Origin of the sequence: Nocardioides sp. HDW12B (assembly GCF_011299595.1) — a bacterium.
Taxonomy (GTDB): domain Bacteria; phylum Actinomycetota; class Actinomycetes; order Propionibacteriales; family Nocardioidaceae; genus Marmoricola_A.
In genome coordinates, this window is record NZ_CP049867.1 from 2995499 (window position 1) to 3012487 (window position 16989).

General features: G+C 71.6%; 13 protein-coding genes. 6 read left to right on the forward strand and 7 right to left on the reverse strand.

Translation table 11 applies throughout. The annotated features are described in order from the left end of the window. The first annotated feature begins 146 nt into the window (after nt 1–146). From G7072_RS13940 to G7072_RS13950, 3 genes are all read left to right on the forward strand, one after another. Entirely contained in the window at nt 147–1430 is a 1284-nt protein-coding gene (locus G7072_RS13940; protein WP_206063126.1) for a Fic family protein, read from the forward strand. An 80-nt stretch (nt 1431–1510) separates the two neighbouring features. Next, nucleotides 1511–2797: a plasmid pRiA4b ORF-3 family protein gene (locus G7072_RS13945; RefSeq protein WP_166087351.1), complete on the forward strand. Its 1287-nt coding sequence runs from the start codon at nt 1511–1513 to the stop codon at nt 2795–2797. A 39-nt stretch (nt 2798–2836) separates the two neighbouring features. Continuing rightward, complete coding sequence (locus G7072_RS13950) at nt 2837–3844, forward strand: FkbM family methyltransferase (protein WP_166087353.1); 1008 nt, start codon at nt 2837–2839, stop codon at nt 3842–3844. Nucleotides 3845–3990: 146 nt separating this feature from the next. Here the strand turns inward: G7072_RS13950 and G7072_RS13955 are convergent, their stop codons facing one another. The 6 genes from G7072_RS13955 to G7072_RS13980 all read right to left on the reverse strand — a co-directional run bounded on the left by G7072_RS13955 (nt 3991) and on the right by G7072_RS13980 (nt 11511). Next, nucleotides 3991–5478, reverse strand: coding sequence for an FAD-dependent oxidoreductase (locus G7072_RS13955; RefSeq protein WP_166087355.1), 1488 nt, complete (start codon nt 5476–5478; stop codon nt 3991–3993). A gap of 118 nt (nt 5479–5596) precedes the next feature. Next, entirely contained in the window at nt 5597–5872 is a 276-nt protein-coding gene (locus G7072_RS13960; protein WP_166087357.1) for an HU family DNA-binding protein, read from the reverse strand. Between the two features lie 148 nt (nt 5873–6020). After that, the gene (locus G7072_RS13965; RefSeq protein ID WP_166087360.1) at nt 6021–6851 is read right to left on the reverse strand and encodes an ABC transporter permease; all 831 of its coding nucleotides are present in this window, start codon (nt 6849–6851) and stop codon (nt 6021–6023) included. Then, on the reverse strand, nt 6851–7927 hold the full coding sequence (locus G7072_RS13970; RefSeq protein ID WP_166087362.1) for an aliphatic sulfonate ABC transporter substrate-binding protein: 1077 nt from the start codon (nt 7925–7927) through the stop codon (nt 6851–6853). Before G7072_RS13970 ends, G7072_RS13965 begins: the two co-directional genes overlap by 1 nt. A gap of 79 nt (nt 7928–8006) precedes the next feature. Beyond that, a complete protein-coding gene (locus G7072_RS13975; protein WP_166087364.1) occupies nt 8007–8891 on the reverse strand; it encodes an ABC transporter ATP-binding protein in 885 nt (294 codons plus the stop codon). A gap of 157 nt (nt 8892–9048) precedes the next feature. Next, the gene (locus tag G7072_RS13980) at nt 9049–11511 is read right to left on the reverse strand and encodes a phosphoketolase family protein (RefSeq protein ID WP_166087366.1); all 2463 of its coding nucleotides are present in this window, start codon (nt 11509–11511) and stop codon (nt 9049–9051) included. Nucleotides 11512–11630: 119 nt separating this feature from the next. Between G7072_RS13980 and G7072_RS13985 the strand changes: the two genes are divergently transcribed. The 3 genes from G7072_RS13985 to G7072_RS13995 all read left to right on the forward strand — a co-directional run bounded on the left by G7072_RS13985 (nt 11631) and on the right by G7072_RS13995 (nt 14715). Continuing rightward, on the forward strand, nt 11631–13220 hold the full coding sequence (locus tag G7072_RS13985; RefSeq protein WP_240916955.1) for an MDR family MFS transporter: 1590 nt from the start codon (nt 11631–11633) through the stop codon (nt 13218–13220). Between the two features lie 35 nt (nt 13221–13255). Continuing rightward, nucleotides 13256–13687: a MarR family transcriptional regulator gene (locus tag G7072_RS13990; protein WP_240916956.1), complete on the forward strand. Its 432-nt coding sequence runs from the start codon at nt 13256–13258 to the stop codon at nt 13685–13687. A gap of 152 nt (nt 13688–13839) precedes the next feature. Continuing rightward, the gene (locus tag G7072_RS13995; RefSeq protein ID WP_166087368.1) at nt 13840–14715 is read left to right on the forward strand and encodes a hypothetical protein; all 876 of its coding nucleotides are present in this window, start codon (nt 13840–13842) and stop codon (nt 14713–14715) included. Nucleotides 14716–15028: 313 nt separating this feature from the next. On the opposite strand, the gene G7072_RS14000 is transcribed toward G7072_RS13995, so the two are convergent. After that, nucleotides 15029–16924 carry a LuxR C-terminal-related transcriptional regulator gene (locus tag G7072_RS14000; RefSeq protein ID WP_166087370.1) on the reverse strand — a complete coding sequence of 632 codons (1896 nt, stop codon included), beginning with the start codon at nt 16922–16924 and terminating at the stop codon, nt 15029–15031. Nucleotides 16925–16989: the final 65 nt, after the last annotated feature.

Consider the following 16989-nt stretch of genomic DNA (forward strand, 5'->3'; position numbering starts at 1 on the left):
TTGAGGGCAACCACCGGTCGCGAGCGACCTATGCAAGAATCTTGTTTGTCTTTGCATAGATCTTGCACACCCCCGCCCATGCCCTGGAGGCTCGAGTGAAAGTACCGGCGCGTCCCCCGGCGTTCGACGAGCTTCTCAGGAAGATCATGGCGTCCGACAACGCCGTGAGGGCGATGCTCGCAGCGCAACAGCACACACCCACAACTGAGTACCTGTCGTGGGACAGGGTGCGAAACAAGACTCCACCCGAGGGCTTGACGCACGAGGAGTGGTGGTTCGGCCTCAAGATGGCCAGGCGCTCGGCACAGCGAGATCTTGCATCGCTCCTCGCCATTGACGGCACCCCCTTCCACTTCAACCTCCCCGACCAGCTCCTCCGACTGATCGATGAGATCAATCGAAGCGCGAGCGGCAACATCAGCATCGGTGAGGAGGTCACCAATCCGGGCACACGTGATCGCTATGTCGTGACCTCACTGATCGAGGAGGCAATCACCTCGAGCCAGCTCGAGGGAGCGGCCACGAGCCGGCGTGTGGCCAAGGAGATGCTCCGCTCCGGACGCCCTCCACGCGACCACTCAGAACGGATGATCGTCAACAACTTCCACGCGATGCGGTTGGTCCTCGACTTCCAGGACGATCGCCTGACCCCGGAGCGAGTTCTGGAGCTGCACCGGGTCGTCACCGATGGAACCTTGGCAGACCCGGAGGATGCCGGCCGACTGCAGACCGACCAGGCGGAGCGAATCGCTGTGTACGGCGATCACGACCAGCTCCTGCACAGCCCTCCTCACGTGGATGAGCTGCCGGAACGCCTCCAACGCCTGTGCGACTTCGCCAATGCCGATCCGGAGGACGAGAGTCTCTATCTCCCCCCTGTGCTGCGCGCCGTGGCGCTTCACTTCATGGTCGGCTACGACCACTACTTCGTCGACGGCAACGGGCGGACAGCTCGCGCACTCTTCTACTGGAGCATGGTTCGCCAGGGTTACTGGCTCACCGAGTTCCTCACGATCTCGACGATCCTGAAGGGCGCTCCCGCCAAGTACGGCCGCAGCTTCCTGCTCAGCGAGGACGATGAGGGGGACCTCACGCACTTCTTCGTCTACCACTGTCAGGTCATCGTGCGAGCGATAGAAGCTCTGCACGAGTATCTGGCTCGCAAAGCCGATGAGGTGCGTGACCTGCGGAACAGGCTGGGCTCGACAGGCCGGTTCAATCACCGTCAGCTGGCGATGCTCGAGCATGCGATCAAGAACCCGGGGGCGACGTACACCGCGCAGTCACACGCGCGGAGCCACCAGGTGACCACTCAGACGGCGCGACAGGACCTGGGGCAGCTCGAAGAGCTGGGCCTGCTCCGCCACGAGACGTCCGGACGCCGGATGATCTGGTCGGCGTCTCCAGACCTTCGAGAAAGGCTGATCTAGGTCCCCTTTATGCAAGATTCTTGTTTGCCTTTGCATACGTCTTGCATTCGATGCGCCAAGGGTCGCCCTAGGCTCCTGGGGTGGCTGCTTCCCGACGCCGACCGCGTCTCGACGAACCGGCGGTCCTTCGCGTCCGTGTCACCCTCGAGCACTCCGACCCGCCGATCGTCCGTGTCCTCGACCTCCGCTCGGACCTGCGACTGGATCAGGTCCACGAGGTCCTGCAGGTCGCCTTCGGGTGGGCTGACTCCCACCTGCATCGCTTCGCTCTCGGCGAGAGCGTGTTCGACGACACCTCGGAGAAATTCCTGTGTTCCTTCGACGTCGAGGAGCAGGACGACGGGGTTCCCGAGACCACCGTTCACCTCGACGAGACGCTGTCCCGCCCGGGCGACGTGCTGCGCTACTGCTACGACTACGGCGACGACTGGTCGCTCGACCTCGTCCTCGAGGACGTGCAGGCTCTCGACCGGGTGAGCGTGTCGGCCCGCTGCGTGGCCGCCGAGCGCGCCGCGCCCCCGGAGGACTGCGGCAGCCGACGCACCGCCGAGGAGCTCGCCGGAGTGCTCGCCGATCCCGCTCACGTCGACGTGCACGACATCAACGAGGTGCTCGGCTCACCGCTCGCCCGGTTGGTCACCGGCCCCTTCACTCCTGACCTCGTCGCCGCCCTTCTCCCCCTGACCGGCTCCCTCCCGGACCGGATCGTGCCGGGCCTTCTCGCGCAGCTCGACGAGCCCGCACCACTCGACCGCGCCGAGAAGGAGAGGGCGCTGTCCACCATCCGGTGGTTCCTCGAGCGCATCGGAGCCGACGGGCTGGCGATGACGGCCGCGGGCTGGCTGCGCCCCGAGGACGTGGTCGCCGCGTCCGAGATGGTGCCGGACGGACCGGACTGGATCGGCAAGAAGAACCGCGAGATCGACACCGTCCCCGTGCACCAGTTCCGACTGATGCTCGCGGACCTGGGACTGACCCGGAAGTACGAGGGACGGCTGCGACTCAGCAAGTCCGGCGCTGCGGCGTACGACGACCCCGACCGGCTCTGGCGCTTGCTCGCCGGCGCGCTGCCACCCGGCAAGACGCGCACCTTCGCTCGGCAGGCCGGTCTGCTGGTGCTCGCACAGATCGCCGCGACGGGCGTCAGCGACACCGACGCCGTGGCACGCGCCCTCACCAACCTTGGCTGGCGCACCAGCGACGGGCGACGGGTCGATGGCTTCCAGGCGTATGACGCGACACGCGCCGTCCACGCCGCCCTCGCCAGCCTGGACCCGTCCCGCCACCGGCGGATGCGCCGCCCGGAGGACAGCTTCGGTCCGGCGGGGCGACAGCTGGCGTTCGAGGCCCTCCTCGACCTCCACTGACCCACGGCCGACTCACGGGCGCCGACCTAGACTCCCGTCATGTCTCGACCCGCCTCCCGGCTCCGGCGCGCCCTGTCCTCGGTGAGGAGTCGGCTCGGTCAGGGGTCTGGCGACGCGGTCGGCGGCCCCACCCGCTCGACGCCTCTGGGCAGCCGGGCCCGGCTGGTCCAGCACGGTGAGGGACGCCGTCTGGTCACGAAGCAGCTGGGCACGCGGTCCTGGCTCGTCCACCCGCGCCGCGGGCCGCACCGCCGCACCGTCACCACGTTCGGTCCCGCCGACCACCAGACCTTCCTGCTCACCCCCGAGGGCAAGCCCGACCACCACGTCCCGCTGCTGAAGCACGTCGGCCACGAGCACGTCGGGCAGGTCCTGCACCGGCTGGGCGTGACCTGCGTGCTGGACGTCGGGGCGAACCGCGGGCAGTACGGCCAGCGCCTGCGCGAGACCGGCTACACCGGTCGCATCGTCTCCTTCGAGCCGCTCGACCACCTCGCCGACCAGGTCGCCGATGTCGCAGCCGACGCCCCGGACTGGACGCTGATGCGGTGCGCGCTGGGTCGCGAGGACAGCAAGGCCGAGATCCACGTCGACACCGGCAAGGGCACCCTCAGCTCGATGCTCGAGCCCAGCGACTTCGGACGGTCCTGGAACCAGCGGCTGCGCGAGGAGCCCACGATGCAGACCGTGCAGGTGCGCCGCCTCGACGACGTGTGGGACGAGGTCGTCGAGGGTCTCGAGGACCCCCGGGTCTTCCTCAAGCTCGACACCCAGGGCTTCGACCTCGAGGCGTTCGCGGGGGCGGGCGAGCGGGTCGCTGACGTCCTCGCGATGCAGTCGGAGCTGGCTTCCATGCCGATCTACGACGGCATGCCGCGCATGACGGAACAGCTGGAGACCTACCAGGACGCCGGCTTCGTGCTCAGCGGGCTCTTCCCGGTCGGCGTGCACAAGCCGACGATGGGCGTCATCGAGTTCGACGCCGTGATGGTGCGGCCCGAGGCCGTCCGTGCCGCCAAGCGCGCGGGTCGACGCGGGGGACGCTGAGGGTCGCCAGGTCTCGACGACGCTCGCTGGCGCTCGCTGCTCCTTGGATCGAGCTCGTCGAGATCGACCGGCGGGTGACTCTGCTCCTTGGATCGAGCGGGTCTCGACGACGCTCGCTGGCGCTCGCTGCTCGACCAACAAGGCGCTCAGTCGTCGACCTGGGACAGGTCCTTCGTGGCCATGCCTTCGAGCAGGGTGCCGTCTGCGGCGAAGCGCGAGCCGTGCAGCGGGCAGTCCCAGGAGGTCTCGGCGGCGTTCCACTGCAGGATGCCGCCGAGGTGCGTGCAGATCCCCGACACCGAGCAGACCCGGCCGTCGACGTTCGACGTCGCCACCACCGAGGCGCCCTCGCGGTGCACATGGCCCTCTCCGGGCGCGGGCGCGCTGCTGCCGAACGGCGCCAACGCGCCAGTCCACCCGCGCACCGCGTGGAAGCCGACCTTGGTGCCCGCCCGGGTCGCCTCGGCGAGGTCACGCACGCCCGGCACGCGACGTCGCATCTCCGCGCGCCACGACGGCTCCGCCTCGCCCGTCACGTGCGCGACCATGGCGATCGCCGCGGCGGGCCCGTTGCTCATCCCCCACTTGTGGAACCCGGTCGCGACCTGGATGCCCGAGCCGCCGGGCAGGCTCTGCACGATCGGCAGCTGGTTCTCCGCGGCGTAGTCCTGCGCCGACCACTGGTGGGTCAGCACGGCGCCCGGCCAGTGCTCCTCGGTCCAGCTCACGAGCTCGTCGACGCGGCGCTGGGTGTCGGGCTCGCGACCGACCTCGTGGCCGTTGCCGCCGACGAGCAGCAGCCGCCCGTCGTCGTGCGGTGCGTAGCGCAGCGAGCGGCTCGGCGAGTCCGCCGCGAGGTACATGCCGTCCGGCACCGCGGGGCCGCCGTCGGGCACCCGGAACGCCAGCGCGTAGGAGCGCTCGGCCACCAGACGCGTGAAGTGGCCGCCACGGTCGAGGATGGGCGCCCCGGTTGCCAGCACGACGTGCGGGGCGCGGACCACGCCGTACGTCGTCTGGACGGTGTCCGAGCGCAGCCCGAGGCCGGTCACCCGCACGCCCTCGACGACCCGGCCGCCGGCGTCGACGAACGCGCGGTGCAGGGCCTCGAGCAGCTCGACCGGGTCCATCTGGAGCTGGTCGGCGAGCCGGATGGCGCCGCCGGTGCGGTACGGCAGCTCGGTGGTCTCGGCCCACAGCACGGGCAGACCGGCGGCGCTCGCGGCGTCGTACTCCTTCTCCAGCGTGCTGATCCCGCTGTCGTGGTTGACGTAGGTGTACGCCGCCTCGCGCTGGTAGGCCACGCCGAGCTCGTCCATGAGCTCGTGGACCTGCTGCTGCCCGGCGGCGTTGGCCTGCACGTAGGCCCGGACCGCGTCGTCGTCGTGGTGCGCGCGGATCGCCGAGAGGATGGTGCCCTGAAGCAGGCTGACCTTGGCGGTGGTGTTGCCGGTGGCGGCGGCGCCGAGGTGCCGCCCCTCCAGCACGAGTACGTCGACCCCCGCGCGCTGGGCGAGCAGGGCCGTGGTGAGACCCGTGATCCCGGCCCCCACCACGACGAGCTGGGCGTGCTCGGGGAGGGAGCCGCCGGCGGAGGGCGCGCGGGAGGAGGTGTCGTGCCAGAGCGAGGTCATGGTGGGCCTGTACCCCGCCGGGCCCTGCCCGAACTCCTGCGGGACGTGACCGGACGCACGAAGGGCGGACCAGCAGGTCGTGGGACCTGCCGATCCGCCCTGTCGGACGTGGGGGCGATCAGCCCGCGACGCGGTCCTTCAGCTGCTTGGCGGCCTTGAAGCCGGGCACCGTGGTGGCGGCGATCTGGATGGTCTCGCCGGTCTGCGGGTTGCGGCCCTCGCGGGCGTTGCGCGGGCGGGCCTCGAAGGTGCCGAGGCCGGCGATCTGGACCTTGTCGCCCTTGGACAGACCGTCCGAGATGATCTCGACGACGGCGTCGAGGGCCCGGGAGGCCTCGGCGTTCTGCAGGTTCGCCGAGTCGGCGATGGCCTTGATGAGCTCGTCCTTGCGCATGGTGGTTCTCCTGAGATCGAGGGTCCGCGGGCCGGTCGAACCGGCCCAGGCGGCACGCGGCGTAGGGCCGACGTGGTCGCGACGCTAGGGGAAACCCCCGGCACAGACAACTAAGCGGGCCGCGACGCGCCCGGACGGGACGGATTCCTCACGCCCAACGCCTCACCGCCCACTTCTGCACCACGCCGAGCAGGGCGTCGCTGGTCTTGCCGAGCACCGCCAGCAGCACGATCGCGAGCAGCAGCCGGTCCGTGCGGCCGTTGTTCTGGCTGTCGATGAGCAGGAAGCCGAGGCCCTTCGACGAGGCGATCAGCTCGGCCGCGACGAGGAACAGCCACGACTGCGCCAGCGCCAGCCGCAGGCCCGAGAACACGGCCGGGACGACGGCCGGCAGCTGCACCGTGCGCAGCAGCCGGACCCCGCTGAAGCCGAACGCACGCGCCGCCTCGACGAGCTGGCGGTCGACGTGCCGCAGCGCCACCGCGACCGTCGTGAAGACCGGGAACACCGCCCCGATCGCGATCAGGGTCAGCTTGGAGTCCTCGCCGATCTGCATCCAGAGGATGAGCAGCGGCACCCACGCGAGCGACGGCACCGCGCGCAGCGCTCCGATCGTCGGGCCGACCATGGTGTCGGCCACCCGCGACAGGCCCACCAGCGACCCGAGGAGCAGGCCGACGGTGGCGCCGATGCCGAAGCCGATGAGCACCCGCTGCGTCGAGATGTGGATGTGGCCGAGCAGCTCGCCGCGCTGCCACAGCTCGCGTCCGGCCAGCAGCACGTCGACGGGCGGCGGCAGCTGCACGGGGCTGAACACCCCGGCGCTGGTCACCAGCTGCCACAGCCCCAGCAGGGCGAGCGGCACGACCAGTCCCAGTGTCCAGCGACCTCCACGACGGGCGGCCGAAGCGGCGTACCGGCCCGACGAGCCGGCGGTGCGGACACCGGAGGTGGCCGCGACCATGTCCTGCAGGGCCATCAGCTCTCGCCACCCACGCGCGCGGGGTCGGCCTTGCTGGCGTACTCGTCCTCGATCAGCGACGCCAGCGCCTCGTCGACCTGGTCCTGCGACGACACGTCGCCGGAGTCGACGAAGATCGGCCCGATCTTCTCGAGCACGTCGATCTGGGCCTGCCCGGGCACGTTGTCGATGTCGAAGCCGGTGCGCTCGGTGAGCACGGTCTTCGCGACCGACTCCTCGACGCCCGACTCCTCGGCCAGGATCGCGACGGCCTCGTCGGGGTTGTCGATGGCCCACTGCCGCGCCCGCTCGTAGACGTCGACGACGGTCTGGGCCAGCTCGGGCTCCTCGGCGAGGAAGTCCTCGGTGGCGTCGAGGGTGCCGTAGGAGGCAAAGTCGACGTTGCGGTAGATGAGCTTCGCGCCGCTGTTCTGTTCCGCGTCGGCCATCATCGGGTCGAGGCCGGCCCAGGCGTCGACCGAGCCGCCCTCGAGCGCCGTCTGGCCGTCGGGGTGCTGCAGGTTCTCGATGGTGACCTCGTCGAGGCCGACGCCGGCCTCCTCGAGCGCCTGGAGCAGGAAGAAGTAGGCGTCGGTGCCGAGCGTGGCCGCGATGGTCTTGCCCTTGAGGTCGGCGACCTCCTTGATGTCGGAGTCGGGGCCGACGACGAGCGCGACCCACTCGGGCTGGGTGTAGATGTCGATGATCTTGATCGGCGTGCCGTTGGCGCGGGCCAGCAGCGCGGCCGAGCCGGCGGTCGAGCCGACGTCGATGGCGCCGGCGCGCAGGTTCTGGTTGGCGATGTTGGAGCCGGTCGACTCCACCCACGTCACCGACACGCCCTCGTCCTTCAGCTCGTCCTCGAGCCAGCCCTGGTCCTTGATGACGAGGCTGAGGGGGTTGTAGGTGGCGAAGTCGATGGCCAGCTCCGGCCCGCCGTCCGACCCGCTGGCGCCGGAGGCCTCGCTGGCGCAGCCGGCGAGCGCGCTGGACGCGAGGGTCAGGGCGGCGGCGGCCACCGCGACGCGGGCGCGGGTGGCGCGCAGGGGGTTGCGGGTGGGACGGGAAGCGGCCGGGGTGCCGGTCGTGGGCATGGTGGAACCTTTCGGGAGGGTGGGGGGAGGGTGCGCCCGCGAGCGCGGGTGCGGATCGTTGCGGGTGGTTCGGGGCAGATCAGTGCCGGTGGGCGTCGACCCCGAGGCTGGTGAGCAGGTCGGAGCGCATCGCGGCCAGGTCGGCGGCGCCGCGGTCGCGCGGGCGGCTACCGGGTACGTCGACCAGGCGGACGAGTCCGGAGGGCTCCCCCGCGCTGGGGCGACCCAGGACGGCCACCCGGTCGGCGAGCTGGAGGGCCTCGTCGACGTCGTGGGTGACGAGCAGGACCGTGGTCGGGGCGGCCCGGTGGATCGACAGCAGCAGGTCCTGCATGCGCATCCGGGTCAGCGCGTCGAGGGCGCCGAACGGCTCGTCGAGCAGCAGCACGCCGGGGCGTCGGGCCAGGGCGCGGGCCAGCGACGTGCGCTGGGCCATGCCGCCGGAGATCTCGCGGGGCCGCTTGTCGGCGTGCTCGGCCAGCCCGACGAGCTCGAGCAGCTCGGCGACCCGGTCGACCCCCTCGGCGCGCGGCGTACCCCGGGGCAGGCCGAGCGCGACGTTCTCGCGCACCATCTTCCACGGCATGAGGCGCGGCTCCTGGAAGGCGACCGCGCAGGAGGCGTCGATGCCGTCGACGGCGTGGTCACCGACGAGGACGCGGCCCTCGGTGGGCCGGTCGAGGCCCGCGGCCGAGCGCAGCAGCGTCGACTTGCCGCAGCCGGACGGCCCGAGCAGCGCGACGACCTCGCCGGCCGCGACCCGCAGGTCCACGCCGCGCAGGACGGCGTTGGCGCCGAGGCCGGTGCCGAAGGTGCGGCCAGTGTGCTCGAAGGTCAGCGGCAGGGCGGTGGACGTCGCGGTGCGCGTCGTCCCGGGGGCGCCGTCACGGGCGGGGTCGGGCACGGCCGAGAGGCCGCCGCGACGGTCGGGCAACCGGTCCGCGGGCGCCGGGCTGAGCGCCATGGCGTCTCCTTCAGGTCATAGTAAAGTAAGTCACTCGACTATAGGAGATAGCCGTGCCCACTCCTCGACATGGGCCGCGTTCTGGACGATCGCTTCCCCCGACCGGGCCATCGGCGTCCCCGACCACCCCGGCCCGCTCCTGACCGGCTGCCGGGGGTCAGCCCTCCGGGGTGTGGAGAGCGGCGTCCTCGGTGACGACCTCGGGACCGGCAGCCGAGCCCCACTGCCACTCGCGGATCTCGGGCAGGTCCTCCCCCTCGGTCCGGACGTGACGGCGGTGCTCGATGAGCTTGTTCTTGAGCCGCTCGCGCACCGGGCCGCTGGTGCCCTGCAGCCGCGGCACCCGGTCGATGACGTCCATGGCGAGGTTGAACCGGTCGATCTGGTTCATCACCGTCATGTCGAACGGCGTCGTGGTCGTGCCCTCCTCCTTGAAGCCGCGCACGTGGAAGCTGTCGTGGTTGGTGCGGCGGTAGGTCAGCCGGTGGATGAGCCACGGGTAGCCGTGGTAGGCGAAGATCACCGGCTTGTCGCGGGTGAACAGCGCGTCGAAGTCGGCGTCCGACAGCCCGTGCGAGTGCTCGGTGTGGTCCTGCAGCCGCATCAGGTCGACGACGTTGACGAAGCGGATCCGCAGGTCGGGGAAGGCGTCGCGCAGGATCATCACCGCCGCCAGCGCCTCCATCGTCGGCACGTCGCCGGCGCATCCGATGACCACGTCGGGCTCGCCGCCCTGCGACCCCTCGCCCTCGGTGCCGGCCCACTCCCAGATGCCGATCCCCTTGGTGGCGTGGACGATCGCCTCGTCCATCGTGAGGTACTGCGGCGCCGGCTGCTTGCCCGCCACGATCACGTTGACGTACTGCTTGCTGCGCAGGCAGTGGTCGGCCACCGACAGCAGCGTGTTGGCGTCGGCGGGCAGGTAGACCCGGATGACCTCGGCCTTCTTGTTGACCACGTGGTCGATGAAGCCCGGGTCCTGGTGGGAGAAGCCGTTGTGGTCCTGGCGCCACACGTGCGACGTCAGCAGGTAGTTGAGCGAGGCCACCGGTCGCCGCCACGGGATGTGATTGGTGGTCCGCAGCCACTTGGCGTGCTGGTTGAACATCGAGTCGACGACGTGGATGAACGCCTCGTAGCACGAGAACAATCCGTGCCGCCCGGTGAGCAGGTAGCCCTCCAGCCAGCCCTCACAAGTGTGCTCTGACAATATCTCCATGATCCGGCCGTCGACGGCGAGGTGGTCGTCGTCCGGCAGCGTCTCGGCGTTCCACGTCCGGTCGGTCACCTCCATGACGTCCTGCAGCCGGTTGGAGCTGTTCTCGTCCGGGGCGAACAGCCGGAAGGTCTCGCCGTTGCGTGCCATCACGTCGCGCAGGAAGCGCCCGAGCACGCGGGTGGACTCGACGGCTCCGGTCCCCGGCTCCTCCACCTCGACGGCGTAGTCGGCGAAGTCCGGCATCACGAGGTCCTTGAGCAGCAACCCGCCGTTGGCGTGCGGGTTGGCACTCATCCGCCGCTCGCCGACCGGGTGCAGGTCGGCGATCGCCGCGGCGGGCGCCCCGGACTCGTCGAAGAGCTCCTCGGGCCGGTAGCTGCGCATCCAGTCCTCCAGCACCTTGCGGTGCGCCGGGTCGGGTCGCGCGTCAGCGAACGGCACCTGGTGGGAGCGCCACGACCCCTCCACCCGGTGGCCGTCGAGCTCCTTCGGCCCGGTCCAGCCCTTGGGCGAGCGCAGGACGATCATCGGCCAGGGGCGTCGCGTGGCGACGCGACCCTTCTTCTGCCCGCGAGCCTCGCGCTGGATGTCGGCGATCTCGTCGAGGCAGTGGTCGAGCGTGGCGGCGAAGGCCTGGTGCATCTCGGCGGGGTCCGAGCCGGAGACGACGTACGGCGCGTGCCCGTAGCCCCTCATGAGGGAGAGCAGCTCGTCCTCGGGGATCCGGGCGAGCACCGTGGGGTTGGCGATCTTGTAGCCGTTGAGGTGCAGGATCGGCAGCACGGCGCCGTCGCGGCGCGGGTCGACGAACTTCGTCGAGTGCCAGCTGGCGGCGAGCGGGCCGGTCTCGGCCTCCCCGTCACCCACCACGGCAGCCACGACGAGGTCCGGGTTGTCGAAGGCGGCGCCGTACGCGTGGGAGAGGGCGTAGCCGAGCTCGCCGCCCTCGTGGATCGAGCCCGGCGTCTCGGGCGCGACGTGGCTGGGGATGCCGCCGGGGAAGGAGAACTGGCGGAACAGCCGCCGCATGCCGTCGAGGTCGCGCCCGATCGCGGGGTAGACCTCGCTGTAGGTGCCCTCGAGCCAGGCCGCGGCGACCGGGCCGGGACCGCCGTGGCCGGGGCCCATGACGTACATCAGGTCCTGGTCGCGGGCGGTGATGGCGCGGTTGAGGTGGGCGTAGAGGAAGTTCAGCCCCGGCGTCGTACCCCAGTGGCCGAGCAGGCGGGGCTTGACGTGCTCGGGCAGCAGCGGCTCGCGCAGCAGCGGGTTGTCCATCAGGTAGATCTGGCCGACGGACAGGTAGTTGGCCGCCCGCCACCAGGCGTCGATGCCCTTCGCCTCGCTCCGAGCGAGGGGCTTGCCGGTGACGGTGCTGCGGGTCGGCTGGGTTCGGCTCATCCGTCACCGTGCCCCTCCGCCCGACGCACATGCAAGGGCTGTCCACGGTTTCGCCGCACGCCCCGCCGGGAATATAGTTGCCACTAGCAACCTTTTTACCTGACGTGAGCAGAGAAACCGTGACCCAGACCCACCCGACCGCGACGAGCACGCCGACCCTCGGCGCGATGACGCACCGCGAGGTGCTCGAGGCCCTCAGCGGCCTGCTGCTGGCGATGTTCGTCGCCATGGTCTCGAGCACCATCGTCACCAACGCGCTGCCGCGCATCGTGGCCGACCTCGAGGGCACCCAGACCGGCTACACCTGGGTGGTGGTGGCGACCCTGCTGACGATGACCGCCACGACCCCGATCTGGGGCAAGCTGGCCGACCTGTTCAGCAAGAAGCTGCTCGTGCAGTCCGCGCTGGTGATCTACTCCGCCGGCTCGCTGGTCGCCGCCTTCGCACCGAGCATGAGCGTGCTCATCGGGGCGCGCGCCTTCCAGGGGCTCGGCGTCGGCGGCCTGACCGCGCTGGTCCAGGTCGTCATCGCGAGCATGGTCAGCCCGCGTGAGCGCGGCCGCTACTCCGGCTACATCGGCGCGGTCTTCGCCCTGGCCACGGTCAGCGGCCCCCTCATCGGCGGCCTCATCGTCGACAGCCCGCTCGGCTGGCGCGGCTGCTTCTTCGCCCCGCTCCCGATCGCGCTGGCGGCGTACGTCGTCCTGCAGCGGCGCCTCAAGCTGCCCGTCGTCAAGCGCGAGGTCTCCATCGACTGGGCCGGCGCCACCCTCATCGTCGGCGGCGTCTCGATCCTGCTCGTGTGGGTATCGCTCGCCGGCTCGAGCTTCGACTGGGTCTCGGTCACCACCGCGCTGCTGCTCGGCGTCGGCGTGCTCGTCATCGCCGCCGCGGTGTACGTCGAGGCGCGGGTTGCCCGCGAGCCCGTCATCCCGCTGAAGCTGTTCAAGGACCGAACCATCGTGCTGGCCACCCTGGCCTCGGCGATGATCGGGCTGGCGATGTTCGGCTCGACGGTCTACCTGAGCCAGTACTTCCAGCTCTCCCGCGGCATGTCGCCCACCGAGGCCGGCCTGATGTCGATCGCCATGGTCGGTGGACTGCTGGTCTCCAGCATCGTCACCGGGCGGATCATCTCCTCGACCGGGAAGTGGAAGCGCTACCTCGTCGGCGGCTCCGCGCTCGTCGTCATCGGCTTCTCGCTGCTGTCCACCATCGACCACGCCACCTCGCTGTACGTCGTCGGCGGCTACATGGCCCTGCTCGGCCTCGGCATGGGCGCGACCATGCAGAACCTCGTGCTCGCGGTGCAGAACAACACCCGCCAGGCCGACATGGGCGCCGCCAGCGCGACCGTGGCGTTCTTCCGCTCGATGGGCGGCGCGGTCGGCGTCTCCGCACTCGGTGCCGTGCTGGCCCACCAGGTCCGCGACTCCCTCGAGGCCGGGCTGGAGCGCATGGGCGTCTCCGGCTCCGGAGGGGGCAGCAGCATCCCGGACCTGGCGTCGCTGCCGGCGCCGGTGCGCGAGCTCTACGAGACCGCCTTCGGCGACGCGACCGGACACCTCTTCCTGATCTCGGTGCCGTTCGCGGTGGTGGCGTTCGTCTGCATCCTCGCGGTCCGCGAGGTGCCGCTCCGCACGACCCTGGACGTCGAGGAGGCCGCCGGGTCGGTCACCCCGGTCCCCGCCGCTCCCGAGAAGGCGTGAGCGGCATGGGTCCCGGCGCGGGCGGAGGGTCGGACGTGCGGTCGGACGTCGTCCACCGGCTCGAGCAGGAGGTCGGCGTGCTGCTGCGGCGGGTGCGCCGCGCCATCGGCGAGCGGGCCCGGCTGGTGCACGAGGACCTGCACCCGTCGGCGTACTTCCTGCTCGTGCACGTCGCCGAGCACGGCCCCCTGCGCGCCTCCGCGCTCGTGGAGGCGATGGACCTCGACAAGGGCGCGATGAGCCGTGGCGTGCAGCACCTCATCGACCTCGGCCTGGTCGACCGCACCCCCGACCCCGACGACGGTCGCGCCACGCTCATCGCGGTCACCGACGAGGGCCGCACGCGCCTGGCCGACATGGCCGAGCACCGCCGCAAACGCCTCGACGAGCGCCTCGCCGGCTGGTCCGACGACGAGCTCACCGCCTTCGTCTCCGAGCTCGCCCGCTACAACGCCACCCTCGGCTGACCTGGTCGGAGCGGTCGGTTTCCCAAGGTATGCAGGCAACCTGGCGCTCCCCATGGCGTCGGGAGCGTGGGGAGCGTCAGGTTGCCGTGGGGAGTACGGCGTACCGCGGCCCGGCCCGGCGTCCTGTCCGGGCCTCTCGCTAGCGTCGCCGCATGACTGCGCTCGTCCTCATCGCCACCTGCTCCGAGCTGCCCGACCTCGACCACGACAGCCGCGCCCTGCAACGGGCCCTGGTCGAGCGCGGGGCCGACCGGGGTGTCGAGGCCCGCCCGGCGGTCTGGGACGACCCGTCCGTCGACTGGTCAGCCGCCGACCTCGTGCTGGTCCGCTCGACGTGGGACTACGCCCGGCGACGTGACGAGTTCCTCGCCTGGGCGGCCCGGGTCGAGCAGGTGACGGCGCTGCACAACCCGCTCGAGGTCCTGCGGTGGAGCACCGACAAGACCTACCTGCGCGACCTCGCCGCGGCCGGCGTACCGACGGTGCCGACGGCATTCCTCGACAGCGCCGACGAGGAGCACCCCTATGGGGACGTCGAGCACGTCGTGAAGCCGGCCGTCTCCGCCGGGTCGCTCGACACCACCCGGGTCGCGCCCGGCGACGGCGTCGAGTCGCGGCGGCGGGTCGAGGCGATCCTCGCGACGGGCCGGACCGTGATGGTGCAGCCCTACCTCCACGGCGTCGACGAGCTCGGCGAGACAGCGCTCGTGTTCTACGACGGGACGTTCTCCCACGCGCTGCGCAAGGCCGCGCTGCTCACCGCCGACGGCGGGGAAGCCACCGGGTTGTTCAAGGAGGAGGACATGTCTCCGCGCGAGCCGTCGGAGGTCGAGCACGCCGCGGCCGCGCGCGTCGTCGCCGCCATCCCGGGCGGGCCACCCCTCTACGCCCGCGTGGACCTCCTGCCCAGCGACGACGGTCCGCTGCTGCTCGAGCTGGAGCTGGCCGAGCCGTCGTTCTTCCTCGACCTGGTCGACCCCGCCGCCGCCGACCGGGCCGCGGACGCCGTCCTCGCCCGCCTGGCCTGAACCAGGTCCTCGTCCGTGCCGCGCCCCTGGGCCGGGGCGTCGCAGAACCGAGAGAAAAGCACCTCATCACTCCCATGGCGGGTGCTTTTCTCTCGGTTCTGCCACCTCCTGGTCTGCCGCCCATCCCGCGTAGCCGTCCAGGCCCACAGATGCGTGGGAAAAGCACCCCCGGACCCCGCCCTCAGGGTGCTTTTCCCACGCATCTGGAGGCCCAGAGCACCGAGCCACTGGTCACGCCCAGGGGTTAGCCACTGGTCACGTCCAGGCACGGAGCCGCTGGGCAAGGGCCGGGATCCGCGAGGTGACTGCGGGCTCAGGATCCGGGTGATGGAGCCCGTGACATGGCGGCCGCCTCGGCGCGGTTGCGGGCGCCGAGCTTGGCCAGGATGTGGCTGACGTGGTGGCCGGCGGTCTTCTCCGAAATCACCAGCTCCCGGGCGATGGCGGCGTTGGACCGTCCTCGTGCCACCAGCTCGAGAACCTCGCGCTCCCGCGCGGTCAACGGGCGCCCCAGCAGCCCGGCCTGCACGCGGTCGACCCCCGCGGACGCCCCGACGGACACTCCGGCGGCCCCCCTGGCCGACACCCCCGCACCCGTAGACATCGGTCCACGACCACCGAGTCCGGGACTACGCAGCCCCGCGAGCACCGACTCCGCCCGACGCTCCGCCGCGACCGCGCCGAGCTCACGGAACGTCGCGAGGGCTGCATCGGCCTCTTCGGCTGCGACCTCGGGGCTCGTCTCCACCGAGGCGCGTGCCAGCTCCAGCCGTGACTCGGCCACCTCCAACGGCATCACGAGCGACTCGAACAGCGCCAACGCCTCCGCGGCCCGCCTGGCCGCGCACCTCGTGACGTCCTCAACAGCGCCCCCGCCACGACCCTCGCCACGACCCTCGCCAGCGTCAGCGCCTGCACTCCGAACACCACCTCCGTCGGCCCCCTCGGCCACCCCTCCGCCCGCAGCCCCTTCAGCATCCTCAGCCGCACCGGGGGCTCCGGTCGGGCCAGATCCCAGGAAGACCCGGGCGGAGGCGAGGGCGCCGCGTGCCCGCACCAGGTGGATCCCCGTCGAGTCGGCCAGCGCGTCGAGCCGCGCCGCCGCCGTACCCGCCGACGGGGCGTCCCCCACCGCGAGGTGGGCGTCGACGAGCGCGGCCAGCAGCTGCGCCGTACGCATGACGTCGCCGCCCGCGGCCCGCAGCCCGCGTGTCAGCAGCTCGACGGCGACCGCCGGCCGGCCGTCGGCGATCCTCAGCAGCGCCAACGAGCGCAGCGCCGACGCCGTCTCGGAGCGCCCGGTGAGCAGCTGCTCGGCCTCGGCCAGGCGCCCCTGCGCCACCCGCAGCTCGGCCAGGGAGGCGATCGCGGGCTCGCCGATGCCGGGCACGAACCGGCCGGCGGTCTCCAGCGCAGCGGTCAAAGCCGTCTCGGCCTCGGCCCAGTGCCCCCGCGCCAGCAGCACCTCGGCGTGCACCGACCGGCACGCCCCCCACAGCGGCGCCGTCTCGTGGGTGCGCGCGAACTCCTCGACGTGCTCGCACCACTCCGCGGCCCGCTCCCACTCACCCGCGTTGGTGCACGCCATCACCAGGTTGCAGTAGGCCTCGGCCAGCGTGTGCACGTTGCGCACGACCCCGGAGGTCGCGGCCGCCATCGCCTCCTCGAGCAGGCCCATCCCCCGCTCGCGCCGCCCGGCTGCGGTCTCCGCCCGCCCGAGCAGGCTGAGCGCGAAGACCTCGAGATCCTCGGCTCCGGTACGCCGTGCCACGTCCAGCGCCCGCTCGCAGTGGCCGACCTGCTCCTCGACGTCGGTGGCGTGCCGGGCCCGCTCGACGGCGACCCAGCCGTGGCCGGAGCACTCCGGCACGTGCTCGAGGGCCCGCTCGGCCCGGGCCAACCACCCCCGCGCGGCCGACGTACGACCGGCCGTGAGGTGCTGGTGGGAGACCCAGACCGCGACCCGGGCCGCGTCGCCGCAGGCCCGCGCGGCGGCGTACTCGGTGAAGGCGCGCTCGCGCGCCGTGATCCCCGCGGCGACCTCGCCGAGGAACCACAGCGCCTGGCCGAGCCCCTCGAGGGCGGCGCCGGTCTGCTCCGGGCTCGGGTCCGTGTCGAGGACGCGTTCGTACGCCGTGCGCGCCTCGAGCCACCGGGCCTGCTCCATGGCTCGCGCGCCCGCTCTCAGGTCCTCCACGACCGCCGCCATCACCTGGAGTATCGCGCGATAGGGAGCAGATGGGGAGTCCTCCCGATGCCGGGACCCCCGGGTCG

Excerpts from the sequence above, each read along its gene's own strand:
- G7072_RS13940 (WP_206063126.1), top strand. The coding sequence starts at position 147 with ATGGCGTCCGACAACGCCGTGAGGGCGATGCTCGCAGCGCAACAGCAC.
- G7072_RS13950 (WP_166087353.1), top strand. The coding sequence starts at position 2,837 with ATGTCTCGACCCGCCTCCCGGCTCCGGCGCGCCCTGTCCTCGGTGAGG.
- G7072_RS13955 (WP_166087355.1), bottom strand. The coding sequence starts at position 5,478 with ATGACCTCGCTCTGGCACGACACCTCCTCCCGCGCGCCCTCCGCCGGC.
- G7072_RS13960 (WP_166087357.1), bottom strand. The coding sequence starts at position 5,872 with ATGCGCAAGGACGAGCTCATCAAGGCCATCGCCGACTCGGCGAACCTG.
- G7072_RS13965 (WP_166087360.1), bottom strand. The coding sequence starts at position 6,851 with ATGGCCCTGCAGGACATGGTCGCGGCCACCTCCGGTGTCCGCACCGCC.
- G7072_RS13970 (WP_166087362.1), bottom strand. The coding sequence starts at position 7,927 with ATGCCCACGACCGGCACCCCGGCCGCTTCCCGTCCCACCCGCAACCCC.
- G7072_RS13975 (WP_166087364.1), bottom strand. The coding sequence starts at position 8,891 with ATGGCGCTCAGCCCGGCGCCCGCGGACCGGTTGCCCGACCGTCGCGGC.
- G7072_RS13980 (WP_166087366.1), bottom strand. The coding sequence starts at position 11,511 with ATGAGCCGAACCCAGCCGACCCGCAGCACCGTCACCGGCAAGCCCCTC.
- G7072_RS13995 (WP_166087368.1), top strand. The coding sequence starts at position 13,840 with ATGACTGCGCTCGTCCTCATCGCCACCTGCTCCGAGCTGCCCGACCTC.
- G7072_RS14000 (WP_166087370.1), bottom strand. The coding sequence starts at position 16,924 with ATGGCGGCGGTCGTGGAGGACCTGAGAGCGGGCGCGCGAGCCATGGAG.